The organism is Thalassotalea agariperforans (genome assembly GCF_053470345.1).
The window spans coordinates 55,905-69,481 of sequence record NZ_JBQMWH010000016.1 but is presented as its reverse complement, the minus strand read 5'-3'; the positions used below and the strand labels follow the sequence as shown (position 1 = coordinate 69,481).

General features: G+C 37.2%; 12 protein-coding genes. 1 reads left to right on the top strand and 11 read right to left on the bottom strand.

Annotated features, from left to right (window positions below):
• Positions 1-1,406 (top strand): transketolase family protein (locus ACSLUO_RS15835; protein WP_448249982.1); only part of this gene is annotated, 1,406 nt, incomplete at its 5' end.
• Positions 1,407-1,529: 123 nt separating this feature from the next.
• On the opposite strand, the gene tal is transcribed toward ACSLUO_RS15835, so the two are convergent.
• From tal to ACSLUO_RS15780, 11 genes are all read right to left on the bottom strand, one after another.
• Positions 1,530-2,489: a transaldolase gene (gene tal, locus ACSLUO_RS15830; RefSeq protein WP_448249980.1), complete on the bottom strand. Its 960-nt coding sequence runs from the start codon at positions 2,487-2,489 to the stop codon at positions 1,530-1,532.
• A 116-nt stretch (positions 2,490-2,605) separates the two neighbouring features.
• The gene (gene gnd / locus ACSLUO_RS15825; protein ID WP_448249978.1) at positions 2,606-4,075 is read right to left on the bottom strand and encodes a decarboxylating NADP(+)-dependent phosphogluconate dehydrogenase; all 1,470 of its coding nucleotides are present in this window, start codon (positions 4,073-4,075) and stop codon (positions 2,606-2,608) included.
• Between the two features lie 282 nt (positions 4,076-4,357).
• Positions 4,358-4,972, bottom strand: coding sequence for a hypothetical protein (locus ACSLUO_RS15820; RefSeq protein ID WP_448249976.1), 615 nt, complete (start codon positions 4,970-4,972; stop codon positions 4,358-4,360).
• 13 nt (positions 4,973-4,985) lie between these two features.
• A complete protein-coding gene (gene larB / locus ACSLUO_RS15815) occupies positions 4,986-5,642 on the bottom strand; it encodes a nickel pincer cofactor biosynthesis protein LarB (protein ID WP_448249975.1) in 657 nt (218 codons plus the stop codon).
• Entirely contained in the window at positions 5,635-6,435 is an 801-nt protein-coding gene (gene larE, locus ACSLUO_RS15810; RefSeq protein ID WP_448249973.1) for an ATP-dependent sacrificial sulfur transferase LarE, read from the bottom strand. The genes larB and larE overlap by 8 nt, the downstream gene beginning before the upstream one ends.
• Positions 6,435-7,844 carry a nickel pincer cofactor biosynthesis protein LarC gene (gene larC / locus ACSLUO_RS15805; RefSeq protein WP_448249971.1) on the bottom strand — a complete coding sequence of 470 codons (1,410 nt, stop codon included), beginning with the start codon at positions 7,842-7,844 and terminating at the stop codon, positions 6,435-6,437. The genes larE and larC overlap by 1 nt, the downstream gene beginning before the upstream one ends.
• A gap of 43 nt (positions 7,845-7,887) precedes the next feature.
• A complete protein-coding gene (locus ACSLUO_RS15800) occupies positions 7,888-9,174 on the bottom strand; it encodes a nickel-dependent putative hexonate epimerase (RefSeq protein WP_448249969.1) in 1,287 nt (428 codons plus the stop codon).
• Positions 9,174-9,656 carry a gluconokinase gene (locus ACSLUO_RS15795; RefSeq protein WP_448249967.1) on the bottom strand — a complete coding sequence of 161 codons (483 nt, stop codon included), beginning with the start codon at positions 9,654-9,656 and terminating at the stop codon, positions 9,174-9,176. Before ACSLUO_RS15795 ends, ACSLUO_RS15800 begins: the two co-directional genes overlap by 1 nt.
• A 374-nt stretch (positions 9,657-10,030) precedes the next feature.
• Positions 10,031-12,835 (bottom strand): DUF349 domain-containing protein, encoded by a 2,805-nt coding sequence (locus ACSLUO_RS15790; protein WP_448249965.1) that lies wholly within the window; start codon positions 12,833-12,835, stop codon positions 10,031-10,033.
• Positions 12,832-13,152 (bottom strand): YeaC family protein, encoded by a 321-nt coding sequence (locus ACSLUO_RS15785; protein ID WP_448249963.1) that lies wholly within the window; start codon positions 13,150-13,152, stop codon positions 12,832-12,834. The genes ACSLUO_RS15790 and ACSLUO_RS15785 overlap by 4 nt, the downstream gene beginning before the upstream one ends.
• On the bottom strand, positions 13,152-13,484 hold the full coding sequence (locus ACSLUO_RS15780; protein ID WP_448249961.1) for a zinc ribbon domain-containing protein: 333 nt from the start codon (positions 13,482-13,484) through the stop codon (positions 13,152-13,154). Before ACSLUO_RS15780 ends, ACSLUO_RS15785 begins: the two co-directional genes overlap by 1 nt.
• Between the last annotated feature and the right edge of the window lie 93 nt (positions 13,485-13,577).

Sequence of the window (13,577 nt, the reverse complement as noted above, 5' to 3'; positions counted from 1 at the left end):
GGTTTACTGAAAACGTACCAGCACGTTTTGCCTCATACGGCTGGCATGTGATTGCCGATGTTGATGGTCATAACCCAGAAGCCATTGCTGCAGCCATTGAAGAAGCAAAGTCTGTTACTGACAAACCGACCATGATTTGTTGTAAAACCATTATTGGTTTTGGCTCACCTAATAAATCAGGCAGCCATGATTGTCACGGCGCACCATTAGGTGATGATGAAATTGCGGCAGCACGTGAGTTTTTAAACTGGCCACATGCTCCTTTTGTTATTCCTGAAGATGTACAAGCCGGTTGGGATGCTAAAGAAAAAGGCGCAGCTATTGAAGCACAGTGGCAAGCTAAGTTTGACGCGTATGCGCAAGCTTACCCTGAATTAGCCGCTGAATTTAAACGTCGTGTTATCGATAAAGATTTACCAGCAGGCTTCTCAGCAGCCGCTGAAAAGTTAGTTTATGAAACACAAGCCAAAGCGGAAAGCATTGCCTCTCGTAAAGCATCACAAAATACCATTGAAGCGTTTGGTCCATTATTACCAGAAATGTTAGGTGGCTCAGCGGATTTAGCGGGTTCTAACTTAACCTTATGGTCAGGCTCTAAAGGTATTCAAGACGACGCTGCCGGTAACTACATTTTTTACGGTGTTCGTGAATTTGGTATGAGCGGTATCATGAACGGTATTTCATTGCACGGTGGTTTTATTAACTACGGCGCTACTTTCATGATGTTTATGGAATATGCACGTAATGCGGTACGTATGTCTGCGTTAATGGGTATTCAAAACGTATTTGTTTATACCCATGACTCCATTGGTCAAGGGGAAGATGGCCCAACCCATCAACCGGTTGAGCAATTAGCTAACTTACGTATGACACCTAATATGTCAACGTGGCGCCCTGCTGATGCCACTGAATCTGTCGTGGCTTGGAAAGCGGCGATTGAACGCAGAAAAGGCCCAACGTCGTTAGTATTTTCTCGTCAAGGCTTAGCAGCTCAAGCACGAACTGACGCGCAAGTAGCTAACATTGCCAAAGGTGCTTACATTTTAGTTGATTGTGGTCAAACACCTGAAGTGATTTTAATTGCAACCGGCTCAGAAGTTGGTTTAGCGGTTGATTCAGCCAAAGCATTAGCGGCTGATGGCGTGAAAGTAAACGTAGTGTCTATGCCTTCAACGGATACTTTTGATGCCCAAGATGCAGTTTACAAAGAAAGTGTATTACCTGCATCAGTGACAAAACGTGTCGCGATTGAAGCAGCACATGTTGATTACTGGGCGAAATATGTCGGTTTTGCTGGTGATGTGGTTGGTATGTCAACGTTTGGTGAGTCAGCACCAGGTGGCGATTTATACAAACACTTCGGTTTTACCGTTGAGAACGTTGTAAGCAAGGTGAAAGCGTTATAATACAATCCGTATAAATATGCGTTAACTGCAGCAACAAAAAAGCCTTCAGTTATATTTAACTGAAGGCTTTTTAATTTTTAGCTATTTTACCTAATTGTTATTAAAGCAATAATAGATAAAAAATTAAGCTTGTAATTGTGCTTTAAGCATCACTTCTAGCTTGTCTTGGTCAATCGCAAAGTTACGAATACCTTCAGCTAATTTTTCAACAGCCATTGCATCTTGGCTATGATCCCAACGGAACTGTGCCTCTGTTAATGCTTCAGGTTGTGCTTTAACTTCACCAGTATAGTTAAGTTTTACTGGTACATCGCCAGTTGAAGCAGCTAATTGCTCTAATAAACCTGGGCCAATTGTTAAACGATCACAACCAGCAAGTTCTAAAATTTCATCAACATTACGGAAGCTTGCGCCCATTACAACAGTGTTATAGCCGTGTTCTTTGTAGTAGTTGTAAATTTCAGTTACAGAAATTACACCTGGATCTTCAGCAGGTAAATAGCTGTCTTTGCCTGTTGATTTTTTGTACCAGTCAAGAATACGACCAACAAACGGTGAAATTAAATAAACACCCGCTTCAGCACATGCACGTGCTTGAGCAAAACTAAATAACAAAGTTAAGTTACAGTTAATGCCTTCTTTTTCTAACGTCGCAGCTGCACGAATACCTTCCCAAGTAGAAGCTAATTTGATCAATACACGATCGTTGCTGATACCAGCATCGTTGTATAATTTGATTAATTTACGTGCTTTTTCTAAAGAAGCATTTTGGTCGTAAGATAAACGAGCATCAACTTCTGTTGAAATACGGCCAGGAACTGATTTTAAAATTTCTAAACCAATATTAACTGATAATTTATCACCAGCATCAATAATTTGTTGGTCTAGATCATTCGATTGGCTTTTTGCCCAAGCAACAGCATCTTCAATTAATGGTTGATATTCAGGAATATCAGCCGCTTTTAATAATAAACTTGGGTTAGTTGTTGCGTCTTGTGGCGCAAACTTTTTAATTTCTGCAATGTCACCCGTATCGGCAACAACGGTAGTTAAACTACGTAATTTTTCTAATTGAGTGGTCATGTTTATCCTATGTATAAATCTTTATAATTTGTGCTATAGAGAAAATCCGAATACAAAATCTTATCCTTTATATTCGGATTTAATGACAATTTAATGATACTTATAACAACACTAAATTACACATCATAAGTTGTTGATGCTGTATCACCGCCACGACCAGTCCAGTTGGTGTGGAAGAACTCACCACGTGGCTTATCAGTACGCTCATAAGTGTGCGCACCAAAATAATCACGTTGCGCTTGTAATAAGTTAGCTGGTAAACGTGCTGTTCTAAAGCCGTCAAAGTAAGTTAACGCAGAGCTTAAACAAGGTACTGGAATACCGTTGGCAACAGCAGTACCAATAACGTTTCTCCAACCTGCTTGAGAACCTGCAACCGTATCACGGAAATAAGGCGTTAATAATAAGTTTTCTAACTCAGGATCAGCATCGTAAGCTTCTTTGATTTTGCCTAAGAATGCTGAACGGATGATACAACCACCACGCCACATTAAAGCAATAGCACCGTAGTTTAATTCCCAACCAAATTCTTTCGCAGCTTCTTGCATTAACATATAACCTTGAGCATAAGAAACAATTTTAGCTGCTAATACTGCTTGTCTTAAGTTTTCAATAAATTCAGCTTTATCACCAGTAAAGTTAATTTCTGGACCAGAAATAACTTTAGAAGCAGCAACACGTTGTTCTTTTTTCGCAGAAATACAACGAGCAAATACTGAATCAGCAATTAACGTTAACGGTACACCTAAATCAAGTGCGGTAACACCTGTCCATTTACCCGTACCTTTTTGACCAGCTGTATCTAAAATTTGTTCTACTAGTGCTTCACCGTTTTCATCTTTGTAAGCAAAAATATCTTTGGTGATATCAATTAAGTAGCTGTCTAATTCAGTTGTGTTCCAGTGAGCAAATACTTTTTGAATTTCGTCAGAGTCTAAGCCTAAAACAACTTTCATTAATTGATACGCTTCACAAATTAATTGCATATCGCCGTATTCAATACCGTTGTGAACCATTTTAACAAAGTGACCAGCACCCGCATCACCAACCCAATCACAACATGGAACAACTTCGTTGCCATTTTCATCAGCAACTTTTGCAGAAATTGATTGGAAAATATCTTTAACAAATGGCCATGCTTCTTTAGCACCGCCTGGCATGATTGAAGGACCATTTAAAGCACCTTCTTCACCACCTGAAACACCAGAACCAACAAATAAAAGCCCTTTAGACGCTAAATATTCAGTTCTTCTGTTGGTGTCTGGGTAATGTGTATTACCACCATCAATGATGATGTCGCCTTTATCAAGATAAGGAATTAGTTGTTCAATAAAGTCATCTACAGCTTGGCCAGCTTTAACCATTAACATCACTTTACGTGGTGTTTCTAATGATTCAACAAGGCTTTGGATGCTATCAGCACCACGAATATTTTTACCAGCTGCACGGCCAGCAATAAATTTTTCTACTTTAGAATAACTTCTGTTGTATGCCGTTACGGTAAAGCCTTTAGACTCCATATTGAGAATTAAATTCTCACCCATAACAGCTAAACCAACTAAACCTATATCTGACTTACTTTTCATTTAACATTCCTTACGTGTACTTAATCTAACTTGTATATTTAATTTTTGAATAATTTGCATTACTCAAAATAAGAATTTTTTGGAAAAATATTTACTGTTCAGCTATTTTATCATCTTATGACAAAATATCGTATGCTAACTTAAGTAAAATATTATCTTTTAATCGATGAATAGTATATCGGCCTGACCAATTAATTCGTTGTATTTTATATTAACTTAATCTATCAACTTACTTGCACTGAATAAAAAACAAATCAGTTACAAATAAATGCGCTTTGATCGTTAATTAAATAGCCAAAACGTGCCTAAGCCTATAGTGCTTAAACTTAATAAGCGAGTAAAACCATTGGAAATTTCGCTGCGCAGGTTTTTAAGTTGCCCTTGAAACAAGGCTAAAGCTAAACCAAAGCAAAACATACCTAACAAACAACCGGCTGAAAATAAGCCAATATGCAATAAAAACTGTGACTCAGCCATATTCGGTAATAAAGCTAAAATGGGGGCACTACCTGCAACTCCATGTAACATGCCAATAAATAAAGGTGTGTGTTCATGGCTTTGGTTTTTGATGTCATGTCCTTGTTTAGACACCATACGCCATAATCTTACCCCTAAGTAGATTAAAACGACACCAACAAATACTTCAGCATAATAAACAAACCAATGCGGTAATTGATAGCCAATAAAAACTAAGAATGCCGCTAATACCAATAAAATACCGCCGTGGCCAAATCCCCATTTAGCAGCATACTTTAACACATTTTTGGTTTTTGATTTTTGATCAACAAAACTAGCCATTGATACGACATGGTCGGCATCAAAAGCATGTAAAACACCAAACATCATGCCAAAAAAAATCATGCTGACAATACTTTGCTCACCGGTAAGTTCAACCATAGTTATTCACTTATTATTTGTTAAATTGATTTAAAATTTTAATAGCAGCAGTGGCGGCACCAAAGCCATTATCAATATTCATTGTTAATATTCCTGGCGCACATGCGGCTAGAGCGCTGTCTAGAGCGGCTTTTCCTCCAGATGAAACACCATAACCGACAGAGGTTGGCACGGCAATAATAGGCGCTTGTACCAATCCTGCCAAAACACTAAACAGTGCCCCTTCCATACCTGCTAATGCAATAATAATTTTATATTGTTGAATAGTTTCGAGCTTTTCCATCAATCGCCATAAACCCGCGACACCAACATCAGCATAAATAGGCGCTTGATAACCATTAAAAGTTAACGTGCGTTGAACTTCTGCGGCAACCGCTAAATCGGAAGTACCAGCGGTGACGATACAAATATCACCTTGTTTAATCGAACGTTGAACGGGGCTAAGTATTGCCGTTTTAGAGAGCTCATCATAATCTAATTGCTGTTGATACTCGCTCGGTAAAGCTTGCCATTGTTCTGAAGTTAAACGCGTTAATAAAATAGATGTTTTATTATCGAGGTTATAAGCAACAATATCGTTAAGGTCCGCATCACTTTTATTGCTACAAAATACCGCTTCTGCAATGCCGGTGCGCGACTGCCTATCTTTGTCCCAAATAAAATTATCCATGGCTAACACCATTGAGAAAAGCAGAGCCTTTTTGGTATAACTTCATACCTGAAAATACTCGGCCTTGTTTTGCACAATAACGGGTTAAACGTTCAGATAATTGGGCGAATAGTTTAGCTTCAGGTAAATTATCAAGCTCAACCGAAATACCTTGATGTGAAATTCGACAGCGAACATTTTTTAATTTTGGTAATACTTGCCTAACCTTTTCTTCAACATAATCAATAAACGCCATATCCTCGGCATTAATTTTTATACCGGTTTCTACTCGGCTGGCTAAACAAGGTTGTGCCGGTAAAGACTGCAGTTGTTCTAATTGATAAAAGCTCGCCATGGCATAAATATCGGTTTTACTGATCCCAACCTCAACATACGGGTGTTTAACATTTTGCTCTTTAGCGGCAGCAAGCCCCGGCCTAACATCACCAAGGTCATCTAAATTAGTACCCGAAAATATAATACCTGGGCTATGCTCAGCAACACGAGTATATAGATTACTCTTACAGAAATAGCACCTATTGACGGGATTGTTTAAGTAATTTTCATCATTAAACTCGCGCGCATTAATAATTTTTAACTGCCATTGATAGCGTTCAGCGTGCGCTTTTACTCGTTGCAGTGCTGACTCTGGTACTGCCGGCGAATTAGCATGAACCATAGTGACTTGCGCCGTAGAAAATTGATGAGCAACATAAGCAAGTAACATGCTGTCAACACCACCACTTACGGCAATAGAAAACTGCTCAAATTGATTAAAATAAGCAATAAGCTGCTCAATTTTATTGGTATCCATCAGGCCTTACCTTCTAATGATGACTCAACTTGAGTTTTAATTTGCCGACGCTCTTTTAACGTTGTTACATTGACTAATTGATCATGTTCAATTTTTATTGTGGTTTCACCATCAGGACGTTTAACACTTTTATAAGCTTGCAGATCCAATTGATGATGCTCTCTAGTTAAAAATTCTCTTGATTCAAAACGATAACGTAAACCAATAGTTGAGGTTTGCAGAAAGCACGCTTGAATTATGGCTTGATAATATTGGCTTGATGCCAAAATGCGAATAAGCTCTACCGAACGATTTTTTTTACCTCGGGCGTTTTGAACAACAATATCAACTACGCCTTGCTCAGCTCTTAATAAATCAAGTGATAAAGCAAGTTCTTCGCCCGTCATATCATCAATATCAAATTCAATAACTACTATTGTTGCTTGTTGCTTGTTTTTTACCGTATTAATATCAAAAGACATAGCACGTAGAATATTCGGCATATTCGGGAAAACTTTAGTGCCTAAACCATAACCGGTTGCTGATAACTCACCTTGTGGTTGTGAAGTTAACAACTGGTTATTTTTTAAATAACGTAAAATGGCTGCACCAGTTGGGGTAATTCTTTCCCCTTGTATACCATCATTAATAAAACTAAAGCCGGTTAATATTTCAGCGGTGGCTGGTGCTGGTACTGGAATTAAGCCATGTTGTGTTTGTACTAAGCCACCACCAAGCGGTAATTTAGAAATACTCCAGGTACTTCCTGATAAAGCATCTAAGATCACGGCACTGGCAACAACATCCATTAAGGAGTCCCAGTCAGCCAATTCATGAAAATGGACATCGGCTAACGTTTTTGCATGAATTTTTGCTTCGGCTTTACCAATAATGGTTAATAGTTCAATCGCAATTGCGATAACGTTTTGCTCTAATGGGCTAGCAGATAAACGCTGGCATAAGGCTTGATAAGTGGTTTCATCACTATGGCTATGCTGGTGCTCATGTGATTTATCACCGCCATGAGTATCATGGTGATCATGTGAATGACGGACATGACTGTGCTGGTGTTCATATTCGTGGTGGTGATGTTCATGCGAATGATTATGGTTACTATGATCATGACTATGATTATGATTATGTAAATCATTATGCTGATGTCTGTGTAGATCATTCGCAGTTGTTTGATTAGCTGTGCTAACTAAAGCTGAATTTTCTGCTAATGCAAAACGGCAGCCACTAATACCTAAATTTAAACCTTTTGTTAATCTCGCCTGACCAACATCTTTAGGTAAAACTTGTGCCGTTGCCGCTATCACATCAGGTTGAATATGTTCAAACGTATCCAACATCGCAGCAATAAACATATCACCCGCTATGCCACCAACAATATCAAGATGAATATGTAAGTTTGTTAATTTATCTGTCATATCCATCTACAACCTTATGATCACAATTAAAGGGTTAACTCTGTTAACCATTAAATTTTGCTTCTGTTGCCCATAAACCTAACGCAGGATTACTGACATAAAACACTTCTTCGCCATCAGGCATGGTATTCCAACCATTTTTCAACTTGTCTAACGGGTAACGTTTGTTCATTTCGTCAAAATGACAATATTGGTAATTAACCAATTCCACTTCTTCTTTGGTTAAGCCATCACCAGGACAATAAGTAACATTGAAGCGTTCATCAGCCGTACCATGAATTAAATGTGCTGCAGCTGATAAATTACTTGAGAGCTCAGGATTGTTTTTAACTGCTTCTAAGGTTTCATCTGTTGTTTTATAACCAAATTTACGGATCAAGCCATCTATTTCAAGATCTTCACCAAAACGGTGTAAGCCTGGCGCTAAAATTATTAATTCACCATCATCAGCCATCGCCATACGAGTACGATAAATGGCTTTATTACCTAACCAAGTAGTTTTGAATTCAGCCGGCTCAAGAAATACAATCGCTTTTTTGATTGGTTTATCAAGTAAATTCAAATTCAGTTGTTGGCTTAATTTACAGGCTTCTTCATACGTTTCATCTTGGTTACCACAATAGACACCTTGCAGTGCTAATTTATCATCTTTTTTACCAAGCACAGTTAAAATAAACTCAATAGGAAGATGACGTAAAAATTCATCAAAACCTTCATTTAATGCTTTTCTTACTGGGGTATAGGTGCGCCCCATAATACGTTCCATGCCATAAACAGCGCCTAAAAAGTGCGATTTATGAATGGTATCTTCACCACCAGTACCAACTAAAATGTTTTTAGTATAGTTGGCCATACCGATCACTTCATGAGGAACAATTTGACCAACAGAAATAATTAGATCCCATTTAGTATCTAACAATAACTTGTTAACCCCAACTTCCATTGTGCAATCAAGTTTATTATCAGAAAGCTCCATCATCCGTTTACTGGTAATTTCACCTAGCTTAACAACGTCTGTTCGCCAGTAATGCGGTAGGAATAATTCTTTTGGAATGTCTTTACCAAACATCACGTCAATTTCGTGATCAGGCATAGGCTCATGAGTTCCTAACGCCGGTAGAAAATAAATTTCAGCTTGATCTTTTAATTGCTCATATAAGTAACTCGTAATAAAACCGGCTTTCGAATAAAAACGGGTAATATCCGGAGGTAAAATTAAAATGTTTTTGGCATTTGCCGCTTTTTGCGCAATAAAGTTATCAATGATCTTTCTTAAATCATCATCGGAAATGGTTTTTTCTGTATCAACACAATGGATAGGATAAGTCATTATTTAATTGCCTTTAAAATGTCCGAAATGATTTCTTCAACGGTTTTTTCTAATAAAACAGTAATAGCATCTTCAGGTGGCTCTAGGGTCGCAAGCTGGCTGGTTAAAAGGTTTGCTGGCATAAAGTGATTATCACGACTTGTTAAACGGGCAGCTAAAACAGCTTTATCACCTTTTAAGTAAACAAACTTTACACTATTTTCAGTTGTTGATGACAAGATATCACGGTAACTTTGCTTTAAAGCAGAACAAGCTAAAACCGCACCGCCATCAGTTTGCCAGTTGCTAATATGATCTGCTAATAACGTTAACCAAGGTTTACGGTCATCATCGGTTAGTGGCGTACCCTGCGCCATTTTTTCTATATTTGTTGATGGATGAAAATCGTCAGCATCATAAAAAGGTAATGCTAATTTTTCAGCTAAAAGAGCACCAATTGTTGACTTTCCGCAACCGCTAACACCCATAATAATATAGATCATACGTAAATTCTCATGATAATTTATCGTTAAGCAACGATAAGATAAATATAGTCAATTAAAAGCAAAGAGTATGGATATGATCCTAAGAAATGCTACTACTACCTTTAATTATTGTTCAAGGATTATAAACGGAGTGAAATCAGCCGTCAAGTGGCCTTACCAATATAAATTCATTATAAATAACGGTGTTATTTTTATCTAATTTAGCTTTTCATTATAAAATAACGAAACTAATGAAATTATTTGACGTGATCTGTTTGCTATTTTATATGGCGTGATTATCTAGATAAAGCAATTAATAACATATTAACGAAATAAAACACGCTGCATGCCAGGGTATGTTAACTACCCGCGCAGCGTGTTTATCTTAATAATTAACAAAATAGCGGTTTAATACGGGCTAATAGCGGTTTATCGTCTGGTGTTAGTGCACCTAGCTGCAACCATTCAATAAATAAAGCTTGGAGATCAACGTTACCACCCGATAACATTTGCTCTTGCATTAACTTTACTTGAATTGCTAAGCGCTGATCGGCCTCTTCCTGTGGTGATTCAATACCTCCAAGAATTTCTATTACTAAGGTTTTAGATAACCGATCACCTTTTTTATTACTTTTAGCAATATCAACCAGCTTTTTCTGCCAAAAGTTAGATAGCTTTTGATATTGGGCTAATGATGTCAGCTCATCATTAGTGTTATTTTCGCAGAGCTGATTAAGCAATTCAAAAAGGTTTTGCCAAACTTGTTTGCTTTTATTTTTTTGTAAATCAGCAATTGATTTTTCAAGGCTGGCTATCATTTTATCAACTTGATTCGCGAGTGATTTAATCACTGGCTTATTATTGATAATTGTTTGTAATAACGCTTGCGCCTTACTCAAGGCTTCTTTAAATTCAGCTAATTTTGTCAGCCCTTCAATTTCACTTGCAAGGTTGTTTATTTCAATTTCAAAGCTTTTTTTCATTTCAGCTTGCGCAGCTGATTGAGCTTGTTTATTTTCATCTCGTTTAGCAAAAATAGCGTCGTTCGTTTGTCTAAATGTTTGCCATAAACTTGACTCTTGTTTTGGTCCAGCATAACCAAGTTCACGCCATTGGCTTTGTAATTGTTTAACTTCATTAACCGCGGCAAAAATATCCTCGTTTGTTAAACAGGCTTTGGCTTTAACAATTAATGCTTGTTTTAACTTAGCGTTATCATGATGAAATTGATGAATAACGTTTTTTATTGGCGTTAATGCCTGATTATATTGTTTTTGTAAACGCTGATATTGTGCTCGGTCAACTTCTCCAGCATCACGCCAGGCTTTATTTAGCTTATTTAACTGCCCTTCAAGAGCTTTATGATCAATTGCATCTGCTGGGGTGCTTGTTAAACTTGTGTTAAGTTGCTCAACTTCGGCAATGATCGATTGTCTCACTTGTGCATGCTGGTCGCGGATTTTTTCCTGCTCAGCGTAAAATTGTCGGCATGGCGCAAAAGCTTCTTCACAAGCTTGGTTAAATTCATCATTTAATGATTTTTCAATATCATCATCGGCATGACCCAATGAATTCCATTGTTTACGGTAAGCTTTAACTTTATTCGCTTGATCATTAGGGTTATCTAATGGTGTTGTTACCAAGGCTTTGATTTGATCAAGTAATTCTTGTTTACGCGGGGTGGCAATATAATGTTCCCAATCAGCTAACTCGGCCATTTTTTCCGTTAAGTTATCAAAGTCACGCTGCAACTTGGCTTGCTGACTTTCCGATAACAAAATAAAGGTGGCTTTAAACTTTTTATAAATACCAAAACAAGGGTTAAATTTACCGCTAGCGATCAAACGGTTTAAATCAGCAACGTTCTTTCTTGCTTGATTTAATAAGTTTTTTTGTTCGGCATAAAACGGGGATAAACCAGACTGCCATTGTTTAACTATCTGTTGTTTAGCTGTTTTTAATGAATCAGGTAAGGTACCTATACTTTGTTTTTCAACTTGTTGCCATTGCTTTTGCCAAGTATTAAAAATGGCTGCACGTTCATTCACTTCTTCAATAGTTGTTGGCAACGTTAATTGCGATATTTTAGAAATTAAATGGGTAGCATCGGTTACTGATTGCGCGATAACGGGTAATTGTTGTAACTTTTTCTGTAATAACTCAATGTTAGCTAAAAAATCACTTTGTTCTTGCTGATTTAATACTGAGTTTTTAATTTGAGCTGGTAATTGATTTAATTGCGTTTCAAATTCAGTACCGGTGAGGTCATTGTTTTCAAATACCGCATTAGCTAAAGTTTGCTCTAATTGGCTGATTTGTAATTTAAAACCTTGTCTTGCTTGGTCTTTTTCTGCTTGCAGTTGTTTTTCTATTTGCGCTTGTTGGTAAAGCTCTGCTTTGGGCGCAAACAGTTTATCTAATTGCTGATTAATAGTGCTATATTTCTGCTCAAACGTAGTTTGCTGCTCAGTTGTTAAACAAGAAAAGTCAGCGCAATACGTTTGCCACTCGTTTTCTAACGTTGTGCGTTTTGCTAATAACTTATCGTAAGCAATCGTGCTGTCTTTTAACGCTAAAAGTTTTGATAAGGTTAACTGAACCGACTTTGCCAATTGCACCGGTTTTTCCTGTGCGGTAATAATATCGGCAATGCGTTTATTGATTGTTTGTTGAACTTGTTCAACAGTGGTTTTTTTCGATAATTTCTCTAATAAAGCAATATCTTGTGTGTCATTTAATAAAAACAATTGAAATTCAGCATCTTGTTTTTTACTAAATAAAGAAACGGCTAACTGGGGCTTAGCTATTTTTTGATATAAGCGTTTGGTAATTTCAATGTCGGTTTCGGCTAATAACCAAGTGTCTAAAAATGATTTTGGAAATAATTCGGTTAATTGCTGTTTGGTATTGCTATCGATAACGGCATTATTTTTTAAAATACAAAGCTCTATTTGTTTTTGGGCAAAACTTTGTTGAGCGTCGTTATTATTTTGTAAGATCTCTTGATATAAGGATAAATCATTTAATTTTAATAATGCAGCTTTTCTCACATTATCGTTTTTATCTTCTTTAGCAAGTGTTTGTAAAATGTCACGATCACCTTGCTCATCAAGGCTTAATTCATTAGCAATGGCGTCAAGTCGCACATTTGCGTCTTTATGTTGCCATTTTGCTTTAAAAAAATTAGAAAAAATCATAAATTGGAAAACCTAGCTATGTTATTAGAATTATTAGCATCTGAGGTGCTGTTATCGAGTTCATTGTGACTGGCATTAGTAAACTGTGCTTTTAACTCACGTTTAGTTTTTTGCACGATTTGGCCATCAGCGCCAATTGTCATATTTTGATCTGAGTTTAAGCGTTTAGCTTGATAAGCCATGACAATTTGTAAAGCGGAATCTCGCTGTGCTTGATCAACAGGTGTCCCTTCAGGCCAACGCCCTGTTTCAGCGGCATGTTTTAAACGTTGATACATGTCATCAGATAAGTTTTCGACTAATTGAATAATATCCATTATGTTTTACTGCTTTTTTTTAAAATGATCAGACGAATACGGGTAACAATATAAAGCACAAAGCCAATGACGGTAGCGCTTATTGCACTAACATACTGCCAAGTACCTGCCTGTGCATTAGACCAATACAAAAATAAAAAACCGCCACAAAAAAGTAACATCGCAATAAAAGAATGCGTCATGATAGCTTGTGACTTTTTGATGGTATTTTGATGGTTAATAGAGCGGAGTTTATCTGCGTCTAGATCAACCAAGTCTAATGAACAGTGTGAGCATGTTTTTGCTTTATCTGAAATCTTCTTTTTACAATTTGGACAACTAATAACGGCCATTACAATCACCTTAAAAAACCTTGGCAGTATTCTACCTAAAAAAAACGCCCTTGCGGACGTTTTAATTGAATATTTTATCAAAAAATAATCGAT